This is a genomic window from Nocardiopsis sp. CA-288880 (genome assembly GCF_050955985.1).
GTDB lineage: Bacteria > Actinomycetota > Actinomycetes > Streptosporangiales > Streptosporangiaceae > Nocardiopsis > Nocardiopsis tropica.
This window is the reverse complement of sequence record NZ_CP192105.1, coordinates 1,718,565-1,734,223: the sequence shown is the minus strand read 5'-3', so window position 1 is coordinate 1,734,223 and position 15,659 is coordinate 1,718,565. Positions and strand designations below refer to the sequence as shown.

General features: G+C 75.4%; 13 protein-coding genes. 5 read left to right on the top strand and 8 right to left on the bottom strand.

All coding sequences use genetic code 11. The annotated features are described in order from the left end of the window. The first annotated feature begins 8 nt into the window (after positions 1–8). From ACQPYD_RS07595 to ACQPYD_RS07585, 3 genes are all read left to right on the top strand, one after another. Entirely contained in the window at positions 9–371 is a 363-nt protein-coding gene (locus ACQPYD_RS07595; protein WP_344186289.1) for a UBP-type zinc finger domain-containing protein, read from the top strand. 203 nt (positions 372–574) lie between these two features. Next, positions 575–3,949 (top strand): pyruvate carboxylase, encoded by a 3,375-nt coding sequence (locus ACQPYD_RS07590; protein WP_433700359.1) that lies wholly within the window; start codon positions 575–577, stop codon positions 3,947–3,949. Between the two features lie 174 nt (positions 3,950–4,123). Continuing rightward, positions 4,124–4,969 (top strand): NAD-dependent protein deacetylase, encoded by an 846-nt coding sequence (locus ACQPYD_RS07585; protein ID WP_433700358.1) that lies wholly within the window; start codon positions 4,124–4,126, stop codon positions 4,967–4,969. A 109-nt stretch (positions 4,970–5,078) separates the two neighbouring features. Here the strand turns inward: ACQPYD_RS07585 and ACQPYD_RS07580 are convergent, their stop codons facing one another. From ACQPYD_RS07580 to ACQPYD_RS07560, 5 genes are all read right to left on the bottom strand, one after another. Next, on the bottom strand, positions 5,079–6,071 hold the full coding sequence (locus ACQPYD_RS07580; protein ID WP_433700357.1) for an alpha/beta fold hydrolase: 993 nt from the start codon (positions 6,069–6,071) through the stop codon (positions 5,079–5,081). Between the two features lie 109 nt (positions 6,072–6,180). Beyond that, entirely contained in the window at positions 6,181–6,762 is a 582-nt protein-coding gene (locus tag ACQPYD_RS07575) for a PadR family transcriptional regulator (protein WP_433700356.1), read from the bottom strand. A gap of 310 nt (positions 6,763–7,072) precedes the next feature. Further along, positions 7,073–7,450, bottom strand: coding sequence for a hypothetical protein (locus ACQPYD_RS07570; RefSeq protein ID WP_433700355.1), 378 nt, complete (start codon positions 7,448–7,450; stop codon positions 7,073–7,075). Beyond that, the gene (locus ACQPYD_RS07565; protein WP_433700354.1) at positions 7,447–8,478 is read right to left on the bottom strand and encodes a serine hydrolase domain-containing protein; all 1,032 of its coding nucleotides are present in this window, start codon (positions 8,476–8,478) and stop codon (positions 7,447–7,449) included. Before ACQPYD_RS07565 ends, ACQPYD_RS07570 begins: the two co-directional genes overlap by 4 nt. 59 nt (positions 8,479–8,537) lie before the next feature. Continuing rightward, a complete protein-coding gene (locus tag ACQPYD_RS07560) occupies positions 8,538–9,071 on the bottom strand; it encodes an ArsR/SmtB family transcription factor (protein ID WP_433701983.1) in 534 nt (177 codons plus the stop codon). A gap of 256 nt (positions 9,072–9,327) precedes the next feature. Between ACQPYD_RS07560 and ACQPYD_RS07555 the strand changes: the two genes are divergently transcribed. Further along, positions 9,328–9,837, top strand: a complete 510-nt coding sequence (locus ACQPYD_RS07555) for a DUF7144 family membrane protein (protein ID WP_433700353.1) — start codon at positions 9,328–9,330, stop codon at positions 9,835–9,837. Positions 9,838–10,038: 201 nt separating this feature from the next. Here ACQPYD_RS07555 and ACQPYD_RS07550 read toward each other — a convergent pair whose 3' ends face one another. Beyond that, complete coding sequence (locus ACQPYD_RS07550; protein ID WP_433700352.1) at positions 10,039–11,853, bottom strand: AMP-dependent synthetase/ligase; 1,815 nt, start codon at positions 11,851–11,853, stop codon at positions 10,039–10,041. A gap of 268 nt (positions 11,854–12,121) precedes the next feature. Next, positions 12,122–12,568, bottom strand: coding sequence for a carboxymuconolactone decarboxylase family protein (locus ACQPYD_RS07545; protein WP_267948740.1), 447 nt, complete (start codon positions 12,566–12,568; stop codon positions 12,122–12,124). Between the two features lie 240 nt (positions 12,569–12,808). Here ACQPYD_RS07545 and ACQPYD_RS07540 point away from each other — a divergent pair, with 240 nt between their 5' ends. Continuing rightward, positions 12,809–14,155, top strand: coding sequence for an MATE family efflux transporter (locus tag ACQPYD_RS07540; protein ID WP_433700351.1), 1,347 nt, complete (start codon positions 12,809–12,811; stop codon positions 14,153–14,155). Between the two features lie 8 nt (positions 14,156–14,163). Here the strand turns inward: ACQPYD_RS07540 and ACQPYD_RS07535 are convergent, their stop codons facing one another. Continuing rightward, a complete protein-coding gene (locus ACQPYD_RS07535; protein WP_433700350.1) occupies positions 14,164–15,657 on the bottom strand; it encodes an FAD-dependent monooxygenase in 1,494 nt (497 codons plus the stop codon). Positions 15,658–15,659: the final 2 nt, after the last annotated feature.

Sequence of the window (15,659 nt, the reverse complement as noted above, 5' to 3'; positions counted from 1 at the left end):
TGGTCGCCATGAGCAACGGAGAGAGCGCTGTCCCCGAGATCGACCCGTCCGTCCCGCCGAGCGGGACCGGCTGCCAGGAGTGCCTCGAGGGCGGGGGGTGGTGGGTCCACCTGCGCCGGTGCGCCGCCTGCGGGCACGTCGGCTGCTGCGACTCCTCGCCCGGGCGGCACGCCACGCGCCACCACGAGGGCACCGGGCACCCGATCATCCAGAGCTTCGAGCCGGGCGAGGACTGGTTCTTCGACTTCCGGGGGCAGCAGATGGCGATCGGCCCGGAGCTGGCCCCGCCGAGCAGCCACCCGTCGGACCAGCCCGTTCCCGGACCGGAGGGGCGGGTCCCGCCCGACTGGACGGAGCGCGTCAACCCCTGAGGCCGGGGCGGGCGGGCCCCGGCCGCCGCACCGGCGGGCGCCCGGCGGGGCGACCCGCCGGCCCCACGAAGGGCGCACCCCAGGTGGCGGCCGGGCCCCGCCGTGTGGCTAGGGTGCCCGTGATCCACCCTCCCGTGGGCCCCGGCAACGGCGCCGGACCATGCGCCCCGGCATCACACCTGAACGATCAGGAGGAACCCGGCATGTTCCGCAAAGTGCTCGTGGCCAACCGGGGCGAGATCGCCATCCGCGCCCTGCGCGCCGGATACGAACTCGGCGCCCGCACCGTCGCCGTCTTCCCCCACGAGGACCGCAACTCGCTCCACCGGCTCAAGGCCGACGAGGCCTACCAGATCGGCGAGCCCGGCCACCCGGTCCGCGCCTACCTCTCCGTGGACGAGATCGTCCGCGCCGCCCGCGAGGCCGGGGCGGACGCCGTCTACCCCGGCTACGGCTTCCTGTCCGAGAACCCCGAGCTCGCCCGCTCCTGCGAGAGGGCCGGGATCACCTTCGTCGGTCCCCCCGCCGACGTGCTGGACCTGACCGGCAACAAGGCGAGCGCCGTGGCCGCGGCGAGGGCCGCGGGCGTCCCCGTCCTGGAGTCCAGCGAACCGTCCTCCGACGTGGACGAGCTCGTGGCCGCCGCCGAGGGGATCGGCTTCCCGCTGTTCGTCAAGGCCGTCGCGGGCGGCGGCGGGCGCGGTATGCGCCGCGTCCCGGACGCCGGGCGGCTGCGCGAGTCGGTCGAGGCCGCGATGCGCGAGGCCACCACCGCGTTCGGGGACGCCACGGTGTTCCTGGAGAGGGCCGTGGTGAACCCCCGCCACATCGAGGTGCAGATCCTCGCCGACGGCAGCGGCGGCGTCGTCCACCTCTACGAGCGCGACTGCTCGCTCCAGCGGCGCCACCAGAAGGTCATCGAGCTGGCCCCCGCGCCCAACCTCGACCCCGGCCTGCGGGACCGCATCTGCGCCGACGCCGTGCGCTTCGCCCGGGAGATCGGCTACCGCAACGCGGGCACGGTCGAGTTCCTGGTCGGCGAGGACGGCAGCCACGTCTTCATCGAGATGAACCCGCGCATCCAGGTCGAGCACACGGTGACGGAGGAGGTCACCGACGTCGACCTGGTCCAGGCCCAGCTGAGGATCGCCTCCGGCGAGACCCTGGACGACCTCGGCATCGCCCAGGAGACCGTCTACCTGCGCGGCGCCGCGCTCCAGTGCCGCATCACCACCGAGGACCCGGCCAACGGCTTCCGCCCCGACACGGGCATCATCAGCGCCTACCGCTCCCCCGGCGGCTCGGGCATCCGCCTGGACGGCGGCACCTCGGCCGCGGGCACCGAGATCAGCCCCCACTTCGACTCCCTGCTGGTCAAGCTGACCTGCCGCGGCCGGGACCTGGCCACGGCGGTGAGCCGGGCCCGGAGGGCCGTGGCCGAGTTCCGCATCCGCGGCATCGCCACCAACATCCCCTTCCTCCAGGCGGTGCTGGAGGACCCCGACTTCCAGGCCGGGAGGGCCACCACCTCCTTCATCGAGGAGCGGCCGCAGCTGCTGACCGCCCGGCCCTCCGCGGACCGCGGCACCCGGCTGCTCACCTACCTGGCCGACGTGACCGTGAACAAGCCGCACGGGGAGCGCCCGCACCTGGTGGACCCGGCCACGAAGCTGCCGGCGCTGCCCGCCGGCTCCCCGCCCCCGGGGACGCGCCAGCGCCTGGCCGAGCTGGGGCCGGAGGGGTTCTCGCGCTGGCTGCGCGACTCGCCGCGCCTGGGGGTCACCGACACGACGTTCCGGGACGCCCACCAGTCCCTGCTGGCCACCCGGGTCCGCACCAGGGACCTGCTCGCGGTGGCGCCCGCGGTCGCGCACACCATGCCCGAACTGCTGTCCCTGGAGGCCTGGGGCGGCGCCACCTACGACGTGGCCCTGCGCTTCCTGGCCGAGGACCCCTGGGAGCGGCTGGCCGCGCTCCGCGAGGCCGTGCCCAACATCTGCCTCCAGATGCTGCTGCGCGGTCGCAACACCGTGGGCTACACCCCCTACCCGACCGAGGTGACCGACGCCTTCGTCGGGGAGGCCGCCGCCACGGGCGTGGACATCTTCCGCATCTTCGACGCCCTCAACGACGTCGAGCAGATGCGCCCGGCCATCGAGGCGGTACGCGCGACCGGCACCGGGGTCGCGGAGGTGGCGCTGTGCTACACCTCCGACCTGTCCGACCCCTCGGAGAAGCTGTACACGCTGGACTACTACCTGAGGCTCGCCGAGCGGATCGTCGCCGCGGGCGCGCACGTGATCGCGGTCAAGGACATGGCCGGGCTGCTGCGCGCCCCGGCCGCGGCGCGGCTGGTCTCGGCCCTGCGCCGCGAGTTCGAGCTGCCGGTGCACGTCCACACCCACGACACGACGGGCGGCCAGCTGGCCACCTACCTCGCGGCGGTCGACGCGGGCGCGGACGCCGTGGACGGGGCCGTGTCGTCGATGGCGGGCACGACCTCGCAGCCGTCGCTGTCGGCCGTCGTGGCCGCCTTCGACCACACCGGGCGCGCCACCGGCCTGAGCCTGGACGCGGTCAACGAGATGGAGCCGTACTGGGAGGCCGTGCGCCGGGTCTACGCGCCCTTCGAGGCCGGGCTGACCTCGCCGACGGGACGGGTCTACCACCACGAGATCCCGGGCGGCCAGCTGTCCAACCTGCGCACCCAGGCGGTCGCGCTGGGGCTGGGCGACCACTTCGAGGACGTGGAGGCGATGTACGCCGCCGCCGACCGGATGCTCGGCCACCTCGTGAAGGTCACGCCCTCCTCCAAGGTGGTGGGCGACCTGGCCCTGCACCTGGTCGGCGCCGGGGTGGACCCGGCCGACTTCGAGGCCGATCCGGGCAGGTTCGACGTGCCGGACTCGGTGGTCGGGTTCCTGCGCGGCGAGCTGGGCGTCCCGCCCGGCGGCTGGCCCGAGCCCTTCCGCACGCGGGCCCTGGCCGGCCGCGCGGAGGCGCGCCCCGTGGCGGAGCTGACCGAGGAGGACAGGGCCGGTCTGGCCGAGAACACCCGGGCGACGCTCAACCGGCTGCTGTTCCCCGGCCCGACCAGGGAGTTCGAGGAGCACCGCGACGCCTACGGCGACACCAGCGTGCTGTCCAGCGCGGACTTCTTCTACGGCCTGCGCGCCGGGGAGGAGCACTCGGTCGACCTGTCACCGGGCGTGCGGCTCCTGATCGAGCTGGAGGCCCTGGGCGAGGCCGACGAGCGCGGGGTGCGCACGGTGATGGCGACCCTCAACGACCAGTTGCGGCCGCTCCAGATCCGGGACCGGGCGCTGGCGTCGAAGGTGCGCACGGCGGAGAAGGCGAACAGGTCCGACGCGGGGCACGTCGCCGCCCCCTTCGCGGGCGTGGTCACGCTGGCCGTCGCCGAGGGCGACGAGGTCGAGGCCGGTGCGACGGTGGCCACCATCGAGGCGATGAAGATGGAGGCCTCGATCACCGCGCCGAAGGCGGGGACCGTGTCCCGTCTGGCGATCGACGCCGTGGCCCGGGTGGAGGGCGGCGACCTGCTGGTCTGCCTCGCCTGACCCGTCCGCCGGGCCGCCCGCACGGCGGCCCGGCGCCGCGGCCCCGGGGGCCGGGGCCCTGCGAGGCCGCACGGTCCCCGCCGCCCGGACCGGGACGGAGGGGTCCGGGACGGCGCCCGCAGGGGACGCGCGGGCGGCCGGGGTCCGCTCCGGCCGGCCGCGTACCCTCGAGGGGTGACGACAACACTCGATTCCGTCGACCCCGAGGTCGCGGCGGCCCGGATGCGCGAGGCCCTGGGCCCGGGCCCGGTGGTCGCGCTGACCGGGGCGGGTGTCTCCACGGACTCCGGGATCCCCGACTACCGTGGCCCCGGTTCCCCGCCGCGCAAGCCGATGACGTACCAGCAGTTCGTCGGCGACGCCGCGTTCCGCCGCCACTACTGGGCCCGCAACCACGTCGGCTGGCGCCACGTGCACCGCACCCGGCCCAACGACGGGCACCGGGCGCTGGCCGACCTGGAGGCGGCGGGCGCGGTGTCCGCCGTCATCACGCAGAACGTGGACACCCTGCACGAGGCTGCGGGCAGCCGGAGGGTGGTCGACCTGCACGGCCGCTACGACCGGGTGGTCTGCCTGGGCTGCTCCGAGGTCGTCAGCCGGGCGAGCCTGGCGGAGCGACTCTCCGCCCTGAACCCCGGCTTCGCGGACGGCGTCGCCGACGTCGAGGTGGCGCCGGACGCGGACGCGGTCCTCGCGTCCACCGAGGGGTTCCGGGTGGCCGACTGCGGGGCCTGCGGGGGCATGCTCAAGCCGGACATCGTGTACTTCGGCGAGAACGTGCCCAAGCCGCGTGTGATGGAGGGCTACCGGCTCGTGGACGACGCGTCGGCCCTGCTGGTGGCGGGTTCGTCGCTGACGGTCTTCTCGGGTCGCAGGTACGTCAAGCGCGCCGTCGAGCAGGGCAAGCCGGTGGTGGTCCTGAACAGGGGGGAGACCCGTGCGGACGGCGTGGCCGCGCTCACGGTGGACGCGGGCTGCTCCCAGGTCCTGCGCTCCCTCGCCGGCGCCTACACCGCCTGACCCGTTCCCGGGGCCGGGGCGGCACGCCGCGGCGTGCCGCCCCCGAGCCGCCGGGCGCTGCCCGCGCCCTCGCCGCCCCGGCCGCTCCTCCGGGCCGGGAGGGCGCCGGCTACTCCGCCCCGCCCTCCGCCTCGACGTGGGCGAGGAAGTCCAGGAGGGCCGCGTTGACCTCGTCCGGCCGCTCCTGCTGCGTCCAGTGGCCGCAGCCGGGCAGGGTGACGTCCGCGTGCAGCCGGGGGGCGATCAGGGGCAGGACCTCCCGCAGTTCCGGGATTCCCCGCATGACGGTCACCAGGTCCATGTCCCCCACCATGTAGAGCGCGGGGACGTCGATGCCGCGCCCCTGGAAGGGGGCCATGAGCTCCTGGTTGCGCTCGGTGTTGCGGTACCAGTCGAGTCCGCCGGTGAAGGCCCGGGCCCCGTGCGCCGCGTGGTCGCGGGCGAAGGCCGCCACGTCCTCCTCGGTGAGCCAGGAGGGCAGCTCGTCCGCCGGCGGCAGGGCGTCCAGGAGCGTCCCGCCCTCGGGGACCGTCCACAGGCGGGGCTCGTCCGTCTCGGGGTTGTCGCCGGAGGCGCCGACCAGGATGCGGCGCATGAACGAGGCGGGATCGGCGGCCAGTTCGGCGTCGGCGCGCCCGGGCTCCTGGAAGTAGACCTGGTAGAAGCCCTCCCCGTACATGTGGCGGTTGGCCGAGGGCGCGGGCATCATCGCGGGCGGGAACGGCGGGACGCTCAGTCCCGCGACGCCGCGGACGAGGTCGGGCCGCATCATGGCGGTGGCCCAGGCCACGGGGGCGCCCCAGTCGTGCCCGACGAGGACGGCCTCCTTCTCGCCGAGCGCGGCGATCAGGCCGACGACGTCGCCGACCAGGTGCGGCAGCGTGTAGGAGGCGACGTCCTCGGGCCGGTCGCTGCGGGCGTAGCCGCGCTGGTCGGGGGCGACCACCCGGTACCCGGCCCCGACGAGCGGATCGAACTGGTGGCGCCAGGAGTACCAGGTCTCGGGGAAGCCGTGCAGGAGCAGCACGAGCGGGCCGCTCCCCTGCTCGGCGACGTGCAGCCGAACCCCGTTGACCTCGATGTCCCTGTGTTCGACGTTCATCGTGTGCTCCTCGGTGCCGTGGGCGACAGTGCTGGACACGCTATCCCAGGCGCAGCAGGCCCTCCCGGCCCCCGGAGGGGGACGGGAGGCGGTGCCGTGGGCCGCGGGGTCAGCCCGCGGCGGGGCTCCCGTCCACGGCGGCGGCCCGGCGGTCGAGGAGGGCCAGCACCCTCTCCCCCCAGCGGATGTTCTCCTCCTCCAGGGAGATTCCGCCCAGGAGGGTGAGGTAGGGGCCGATCCGCTCGGCGCGGGCGACGTGCTCGTCCTCGGTGCGCCCGTCGAGGAGTCGCAGGCGCAGGCGTTCGTAGCGGGCCAGCTTGCCGCGCGCCCACGCGACCCGCTCGGCGACGGAGGCGCGGACGGCGTCCGCGTCGCCCGCGTCCACCGCTTGGAGCTGGACGAGGAGTTCGTCGCGCAGGGCGGCGGGGCGGGGACTGCGCTCCGTGTACTCGCGCAGTGCCCGGTACCCGGCGGCGGTCAGGGAGAAGACCCGCTTGTCGGGGCGCCTCTCCTGGCGGACGACGACGGCGTCGATCAGCCCGTCCGCCTCCATCCGGTCCAGCTCGCGGTAGAGCTGCTGGGGGGTGGCCATCCAGAAGTTGGCCACGGAGGCGTCGAAGTTCTTCGCCAGGTCGTATCCGGACGCCGCGCCGTCCAGCAGCGCGGCCATCACAGCGTTGCGCAGTGCCATCCGGGCAGCATAGCCCTTCGATGGTCAACGACGCGTGTAGACAACTCGTTGTCCTTCAGGGCGGGCCCGGTCGCTCCGGGAGGCCACCGCCCCCGCCCCGCAGCCGGACGGGAACGGGCACGGCCGGAGCGGGGAGCGCGGGGGCCGCGCCGACCCCCTTGTCCCGGTCGGCGATCTCGTCGGCGACGACGACCTCCGGCAGGGAGCGCGACCGCGCGCCGGTCCCCGGCGCGCGGTCGTCCCGTGCGGGCGACCCCGGCAGGTCATGGACCGGTCTGCCCGCAACGCGGTCCGGCGCCCGCGCCCCGGCTCACACGAGCACCACGAGGGCGAGCCCGAGCACGAGGAGGACCGCGCCGCCGGCCGCGGAGGCCCTGCGCGTGCCGGCCGCCCCGTCCTCGCCGCGCCGGGGCAGCTCAGGCCAGCGGAACGCCGCGCCGGACAGCGCCGCCGCCACCGGGAGGACCACCAGCCACCACAGGGCCCCGGGCAGGTGGCCCCACTGCACGACGACGAGGAGCAGGAGGGCCGTCGCGGCGAGGTGGAGCGCACGGGACAGGGCGTCCCAGCGGTCCGCGAAGCGGAGGCGGCCCCTGCCGCGCCAGCCGCGGAGCGCGATCAGCGCGGCGTCCAGGGCGAGCCAGGCGACGAGGGCGGCGCCGACGACGAGGGGGAGCCAGGCTGTCACGCGTCCTCCAGGAGCAGGGTGAGGCCGATGTCGTCCACCGGCAGGGAGGAATCGGCCAGGACGACGACCGCCCGGCCTCCCTCCCGGTCCAGGGCGAACATCGAGGAGAACCCGCCGGTGCCGCCGTTGTGCCAGGTCACCGCGGTTCCGTCGTGGTCGTCGATCCACCAGCCGAGGCCGACCTCGCCGCCGTCCCCCGCGTCCCAGCGCGGTTCCATGGCGTCGGCGCCGGGGACGGCCCCCTCCAGCAGGGCGCGGGCCAGGAGCTCCATGTCCCCGGGGGTGGAGCGCACGCCGCCCATCGGGGCGTAGGCGTGGGAGGTCCACGGATCGGCGGTGCGCCCCCGGGCACCGTGTCCGACGGACGCGTCCTCGGGGAGGCCGTCCGGGGTGACGGGCAGCGTGGTCGCGTCCATGCCCACCGGGTCGAGGAGCCGCTCCCGCAGCAGGGTGCGGTAGTCGGTCCCCGCGGCCTCGGCCACGGCCTGGCCGAGGACGGCTGCGCCCATGTTGGAGTAGGCGACCTCGCCGCGGCCCTCCGTCCCGGCCGCCGCGACCTGGGCGACGAGCGCGGCCCGGTCGGCCCGGTAGGGATCGCTCCCCCGGTAGGCCGCGACGGCCGTGCCGACGGTCTCGGCGAGGCCCGTGGGGAGGCGGGGCAGGCCGGAGCGGTGGCTTGCCAGCTCCGCGAGGGTGACCGACGCGGCGGGCGCGTCCCCCAGGTCGAGGATCGCGCCGAGTTCGGTGTCCTCGGCGACCTCGCCCCTCTCCACGGCGTCGGCCAGGAGGAGGGCGGTCATGCCCTTGGTCACCGAGCCGATCTCGTAGACGGTGCCGCCGTCGGCGCCGAAGTGGGCGACGCGGGTCCGGTCTCCGTCGATCACCACGACGCTGGCGCGCTCGCGCGCGTCCGCGGCGAGCAGGGGGCGGGCGCGGTCGAGCAGGCCGGGATCCCCCGACTCCCGGTCCGACAGGGACGGGACCTGCGGGCGCACGGCGAACCCGAGCAGCAGGACCAGGACGGCCACGGCGCAGGCGGCCGCGACGCCGGGCCCGCGCCCCTCCGCGCCCCCTCCTCCCGCGGCGTTCAGGAGGCACCGCCCGCGGCCGTGAGGACGGCCAGCAGGGGGACGACCCGCTCCGGGGGGACGATGTAGTGCCCGCGCCGGACGGTGGTGAGCCATCCGGCCGCCACGAGCAGGTTGACGTGGTGGTAGATCTGGCCGGTGGTGCCGAAGCCGGAGAGCTCGGACAGGCCGGCCACCGTCCCCGTGCCCTCCCAGACCGCGTGCAGCAGGTTGAGCCGGACGGGGTGGCCCAGGGCGTCGAGGACGGAGGCCGCGCGGGACCAGTCGGCCCCGGCCAGCCGGTCCACGGGCAGGCCCTGCTGCCACTCGATCGCGTCCTCGCCGTCCCCGTCCCGGACGATGCCGGCGAAGACCACGGCCCCCCGCCCCGCGGCGTGCCCCCGGAGCGCCTCCAGGGCGAAGAACGCTCCCCCGGGCGCGCCTTCCGCGCCCCCGCCTCCCCCGGGCTGCGCGGGCGCCGCCCCGGCCCGGCCCTCCAGTTCGGCGACCCGGGCCTCCAGGTCGGCCAGACGCTGCTCGGTCGTTCGGTCCACCACGCCCCCAGATAATTCGAAATTCCGTAACTACGTAAAAACCACCTTACCCCTGTGCGGAGCACGCCCGTCCCCGCCCCTCCGCGACACGGGAGATTTGCCCTATCGGGTACGAACAGTGAGATACCGATGACCGGCAGGGGCGGATCATGGAGGGGCGGCGCGCGGCCCGCGCACACGCCAGGGACACCCGAGGGGCCGCCCCGGCCCGGACCGGCAGCACCCCGGGCGCCCGGGCGGCCGGTGAGGAGCCGACATGCGGACAGAGGCAGCCAACGGCTGGCAGTTCTTCGTCGCCACACTCTTGATCGTCATCGGGGCGGTCAACATCATCCAGGGGATGGTGGCGCTGTTCTCCCCCGACTTCTACATCGCCACGGGCACGGACATGCTCTTCCTCGAGTACGGGTCCTGGGGCGTCCTGCTCGGGCTGTGGGGCGTGGTCATGGTCGCCGCAGGCGCCGCCGTGCTGTCCGGCCGCACCTGGGCGCGGGTGTTCGGCATCGTCCTCGCCTCCCTGAACGCCCTCGCGCAGCTGGCCTTCGTGGTGGCCATGCCCCTGTGGTCGATGGTGGCCATCGCCGTGGACATCCTGGTGATCTTCGGGCTGACCGCGGGCTGGCCGACCCGGGCGGGGGGCGCGTCCCCGCGGTCCGACGAGGCCGTCTACCGCAGCGGCTACCGGGCGTCCCACGAGGCGCCGCGCCCGACGCGTTCGCCGGAGCAGCACACCGGCGGGCAGCGGACCACGGGCCAGGGCTCCTGAGCGCGGCCGCCCCCGCCCCCGTTCCGCGGAACGGGGGCGGTTCCGCGCGTCCGCGCCCGCTGCCGGAGGAGGCGGGCACACGCTCCCGCGCGGCCCCCGGGGAGCGGTGCCCCTCGGCCGCCCCCGGAGCGGCCCGCCCCGGGTCGGCGGCCCCCGTCCTCCGCCCCGGGAGGGCGCGCGGCCCGGGGCACGCCCGACGGCTCAGTCCCCGTACAGCGCCGCCAGCGCGTCACCGTACCTCTCCCGGACGACCCGCCGCCGGAGCTTGAGCGACGGCGTCAGCTCACCGGTGTCCGGCCCCCACTCCTCGGCGAGCGACCGGTGGGACTTGACCTGCTCGGCCCGGTTGAGCCGCCTGTTGGCCGCCTCGACCGCGCGCCCCAGCTCCGCCGCCACCTCCGGGTGGGCGGCCAGCGCCTCCCAGTCCCCGCCGGTGTCGATGCCCCGCGCCTCGGCCCACACCGGGGCCGTCTCGCGGTCCAGCACGAGCAGCGCCACGAGGTAGGGCCGCCGGTCGCCGTGGGCGTACGCCTGGCCGATCAGCGGATGCTCCTTCAGCGTGTTCTCCACGAGGGCCGGCGAGACGTTCTTGCCGTTGGAGGTGACGATCAGCTCCTTCTTGCGGTCGGTGATCCACAGGTAGCCGTCCTCGTCCAGGCGCCCCACGTCGCCGGTGGCGAACCACCCGTCCGCGTCGGCGGCGGGCAGGATCCGCCCGTCCGGCCCCAGGTAGCCGCCGAACACCGACTCCCCCCGCAGCAGGATCTCGCCGTCGTCGGCGAGGCGCAGCTCCACACTGCCGATGGGGCGGCCCACCGAACCCAGCCGGAACCCCGAGGAGGGGGCGTTGGCCGTGGCCACGCCCACGGACTCGGTCAGTCCCCAGGCGTCCATGACCAGGATCCCCAGGCCGGCCCAGAACCGCACGACGTCCATCGGCATGGGCGCCGACGCGCTCGACGCCCAGGTGACCCGGTCCAGGCCGACCCCGGCCAGCAGGGGCCGGAAGACCTGCGCCCGGGCCTCGTCGAAGCGCTCCTGGAGTTCGGCGGGCACCCGGCCGCCCCGCTCCCGCACCTCCGCGTGCTCGGTGGCGACGGCCGTCGCCTCCTCCACCGCGGCGCGCCCCTCCGCCGGCAGCCGGGCGATCCCCGCCCGCAGGGCCGACGCCAGCTTCTCCCACACCCGCGGGACGCCGAAGAACTGGGGCGGGCGCACCGCCCGGAGGACGCCCACCACGTCCCCCGGGTCCGGGCACATCCACACGTGGGAGGCGCGCAGCACCGGGAGGTAGATGCCGAGGACCCGCTCGGCGATGTGGGCCAGCGGGAGGTAGCAGATGTGGTCGGGGAACTCCGGCAGGTCCACGACCGCGTCCAGGGCGGCGGCGTTGGCGAGCATGCCGCTGTGGGTGATCGCCACGCCCTTCGGGTCCCCGGTCGTCCCCGACGTGTAGAGGACGGTGAGCAGGTCGTCGGGGTCCAGGTCCCGCCACCGTCCGAACGCGGCGCCGGCCGGGGCGCCGAGCAGGTGCCCGTAGGGGGTGTGGCCGCGCCCGGTGTCGGCTCCCTCGACCACGACCAGGGTCGCCAGGGGCGTGCCGGGGTCGGCGACCAGGTGCTCCCAGGCGGCCGCGGTCGCGGCGCTCTCGACCACCGCGAGCCGGGCCCGGCTGTGCCGGACGATGTGGGCCACCTGTTCCGGCGCGGCGGTGTTGTAGACGGAGGTGGGGACGGCGCCCGCGTGGACCACGGCGAGGTCGCAGAGCCAGTGCTCCGGCCGGTTGCCCATCATCAGCAGGACGTGGTCGCCGGGTTCGACGCCGTGGGCGGCGAAGCCCTCGGTGAGCTCGCCGACCCGGTCGCGTACCTGGGACCAGGTGAGCGTGGACCACCCGGGGGGTCCGTCCGGGGCTCCGGTTCCGCGCCAGGACAGCGCGGGCGCTTCGGGGTGCTCGGCCGCGGTGCGCGCGAGCAGGCTCGGAAGGGTTCGGTCGGTGGGGACAGTGGGGGGCATGCGTGCTCCTGGCGGTCGTCCTGACACTGTGACCTGAAACACACCGGACTTTATCATTTCCCCTGCCGCGCGGATATTCTCCTTCGCCCTTTGTTTTTCCGATAAAACCTCGGATAAACAGGGCGGTCCGCCCCGGGCGGCACGGCCGGGGGTGCGGGAAATGCGCAGGTGGAAGCGGAGCGAGAGGGGGATCGGGCGTGGTCCGGGCCCTTCCGCGGAAGGGCCCGGACCACGCGGCCTGGGCCGCCGGCCCGCGCCCTCCGCCCGGTCAGTTCGCGGGCGGGTGCAGGTGGCTGGTGACCGCGAGCCGGTTGTACAGGTTGATCATCGCGATCGCGGACATGAGCGCGGCCAGCTGCTGGTCGTCGAAGTGCTCGGCGGCGGCGTCGTAGGTCTCGTCGGACACCCCGTGCTCGCCCAGGCGGGTCATCTCGTCGGTGAGCGCGAGGGCGGCCCGCTCCGCGTCGGTGAAGACGGCCCCCGCCTCGTACCAGGCGGAGACGAGGAACAGCCGCCGCTGGGTCTCCCCCTGTTTGAGGGCGACCCGGGTGTGCAGGTCGACGCAGAAGGAGCAGCCGTTGATCACCGAGGAGCGCAGCTTCACCAGCTCCAGGAGGCTCCCCTCCAGGTGGCCGGCGATGACCTTGTCGATCTCGTCCAGCTTGCTGTAGACCTCCGGGAGCTTCTTCGCCCAGATCACACGCGTCCTGGCCACGGAGGACCGCCTTCCTCGTCGGGCGCCCCTCCCCGGACGGGGCGGGGCGTCACGGGTGCACTGGGGTCAAAGCTACCAACTCCCCCGTCGGCGGAGCGGCCCCGGACCGTTTTCTGCCCCTGTTCGCCCTTGGCGGGAAAAATGTCCTCTGATATCGGAGGTCGCCTTTTTGCGGTTCCTCCTTTCGTGGCCGGAGGCGCTACTTTTCTTGGCGTTCACCGACACCCCGGGAGAGAGAACATGCCGGCGAATTCTCCGGGCGGCGGGGGCCGCGAGGCCTCCCCGACCGTCGGGGCCCTGACCCGCGGGATCGCGGGCAAGGCCCTCCCCCTCTACCTCTCCATGCTCGCGACGACGGCGGGCGGCATGGTGACCGCCGCGGTGCTGGGCAACTCCGGCACCGCCGAACTGGCGGCGTACGCGCTGGTCGTCACGGTGGCCAACCCGGCGCTGACGGCGGTGCAGGGAGCTCTGCGCGGGTCCATGCCGTTCATCGCCGAGAACGAGGGCGACGCCGCCTCCCTGGCCCCGGTGGTCCGGAGCGGTCTGTGGCTGGCCCTGCTCCTGGGAGCGCCCGGCGGGCTGCTGGTCGCCTCCACTGCGCTGTGGGGGCGGCTGATCGGCGTGGCCGCCCCGACCCTCGCCGCGCTCGGCCCGTACCCGGTGCTCATGGGCCTGTTCGTGGTCGCGGCGTCGGTGAGGGCGTCGTTGACCGTGCTCCTCATCGGGCTGGGCCACAGCCGCTCCGTGCTGGTCCTGAGCCTCGTCGGCACCGTCCTCGCAGTGGTGCTGACGCCCGCCCTCGTCCTGGGCGCCGGCCCGCTCCCCGCGCTGGGGCTGGCCGGGGCCGGGGTGTCGGCGCTCGCCGAGGGGTCCGCCACGGTCGCCCTGGCCCTGTACGCCTCGCGCCGCCGGACCGTCCTGCGGGGGCACCGGGTCCGGGCGGGGCTCCCCCGCTGGGCCGACGTCGTGGAGATCGCGCGGGTGGGCCTGCCCTCGGGGGCGACGCTGCTGGTCAAGTTCGGGTCGCTGAGCGTGCTCGCGCTGGCGGTCGCCCGGGTCGGCGCCGCGGACGCCGCCGCCCACCAGCTGCTCGTGGTCATCGCCGCCTTCGCGTTCCTCCCCGCGGCCGCGGCGGGCCAGGCCTGTGTGCCGTTCGTCGCGCGTGCCGCCGGGAGGGGGGACCGGGACGGGGTCCGGCGCACGGTCCTGGCGGGCTACGCGGTGGCGGTCCCGGTGGTCGCGGCGGCCATCGGGGCCGTGTGGGCGCTGTCCGGACCGTTCGCGGCCCTGCTCACCGGCGACCCGGAGGTGGCCTCGACCGTGGCGGCCCTGGTCCCGGTGCTGTTCGCCGTGGTCGTGGCGGACGCACTCCAGTCGTTCCCCGGGATGGCCCTGCTGGGGTTGAAGGACCCGCGGCCCTCGCTGTACGCGTTCGCGGCCTGCTACGGCCTGATGGCGGTGGTGTCGGTACCCCTGGCCGGGGCAGGCGGGCTGGAACCGCTCTGGTGGGCGTACGCGGTGGCGACGGCCGGCCTGGTGGTGGGCCAGGGCGTCGCGTTCCGGCGTTCGTCGGCCCGGGTCTGACCGCCGGCTCAGGGCCGCGGCCCGCCCGCCTCCGCTCCGGCCCACTGCCGGAGCACGGTCCGCTCCTCCTCCGCGTCGGGGTGCGCGTCGTCCCACGCGGCGTAGCCGTCGGGGCGCACCAGGAGGACCTCCGCCCCGCCGGGCAGGTCGCCCCTGACCCGCAGGATCCGGACCCGGTCCGCCCAGGGCAGGGCCGCCTCGGCCGCGGCCCCGCCGGGGGAGGCGTCGAGCAGGGTGAAGCGGACGCCGTCCATCAGCTCGTACAGCCGCGCGGGCCGGCCCTCGACGGTGAGCGGCAGGTCGTCCACGCGCGTGCCCGTGGTGTCGGAGACGGTGAGGCCGTCGGGGAGCTCGTAGGAGTGGCCGAGCCCCGCGAGCCGCAGGCGGACCCTGTCCGCGAACGCGTGGACGCCGGCCAGCGCCGGAACCACCCGGGAGCGCACCGCGCGCACGGGCGCCGGGGCGACGGCCGCGCGCAGGATCATGTCGCTGAGGCGGAGGGTGGCGCGGCCGGCCCGGTGGCGCTCGGCCTCGTAGGAGTCGAGGAGCCAGGCGGGGGCCCACCCCTTCTCCGCGGCCGCGAGCTTCCAGGAGAGGTTGGCCGCGTCCTGGAGGCCGGCGCTCGTGCCCATGGCGCCCATGGGCGAGTGGACGTGCGCGGCGTCCCCGGCGAGCAGGACCCTGCCGACGCGGTAGTCCCTCGCCTGACGGCGTTCGCTGAGGAGGCGCTCCGACCAGCGCACCTCCGCGACGTCCACGGCGCCGCCGGAGAGCCGCCGGAGGGACTCGGCGACCTCCTCCGCGTCGACCGGTCCGCCCGGCGGGGCGTCCTGGCGGGCGCGGTCCCAGACGGTGGCGCGGTACCAGCCGTCGCCGTAGGGCGGGAGGAGGGCGACGCCGTCGGGTCCGACGAACGGGTTGACCGCCGGCGGCAGTTCCCGTCCGAGCCGGACGTCGGCGAGCAGGATGCGCGTGTCGTAGCCGTGGCCGCCGAACCGCACCCCCGAAAGCTCCCGGACGGTGCTGTGCGCGCCGTCCGTTCCGACGACGCGGCCGGCCCGTTCGGTGCGCTCGCCGTCGGCGGTGCGGACGGTGAGGTCGACGCCGTCCTCGTCCTGGGCGAGCCCGGTGACCTCGGCGCCCCGGACCACGGGCACGCCGAGCCGTTCGACCCGCTGCCGGAGGAGGGCCTCGGTACGGTTCTGCCGGACCATGAGGACGAACGGGAAGCGGCTCTCGGGGTGGCGCATGTCGAGGGTGAGCCCGCGGCCGTCTCCGAAGGCGACGCGCACCTCGGGGACGGGGAAGCCCTGGCCGACGAGGGTGTCGGCGAGCCCCCGCACGTCGAGCAGTTCGAGGGCGCGGGCGTGGACGGCGAACCCGCGGTCGGGGCCGGTCTCCCGGGCGCGCTTCTCCAGGACCCGGACGTCGATCCCGGCCTCGGCCAGGTCTCCGGCGAGCATGAGGCCGGTGGGCCCCGCTCCGACGATGGTGACGCTCATGG

Coding starts and splice junctions, on each gene's coding strand:
- ACQPYD_RS07595 (WP_344186289.1), top strand. CDS start 9: ATGAGCAACGGAGAGAGCGCTGTCCCCGAGATCGACCCGTCCGTCCCG.
- ACQPYD_RS07590 (WP_433700359.1), top strand. CDS start 575: ATGTTCCGCAAAGTGCTCGTGGCCAACCGGGGCGAGATCGCCATCCGC.
- ACQPYD_RS07580 (WP_433700357.1), bottom strand. CDS start 6,071: ATGAACGTCGAACACAGGGACATCGAGGTCAACGGGGTTCGGCTGCAC.
- ACQPYD_RS07575 (WP_433700356.1), bottom strand. CDS start 6,762: ATGGCACTGCGCAACGCTGTGATGGCCGCGCTGCTGGACGGCGCGGCG.
- ACQPYD_RS07555 (WP_433700353.1), top strand. CDS start 9,328: ATGCGGACAGAGGCAGCCAACGGCTGGCAGTTCTTCGTCGCCACACTC.
- ACQPYD_RS07550 (WP_433700352.1), bottom strand. CDS start 11,853: ATGCCCCCCACTGTCCCCACCGACCGAACCCTTCCGAGCCTGCTCGCG.
- ACQPYD_RS07540 (WP_433700351.1), top strand. CDS start 12,809: ATGCCGGCGAATTCTCCGGGCGGCGGGGGCCGCGAGGCCTCCCCGACC.
- ACQPYD_RS07535 (WP_433700350.1), bottom strand. CDS start 15,657: ATGAGCGTCACCATCGTCGGAGCGGGGCCCACCGGCCTCATGCTCGCC.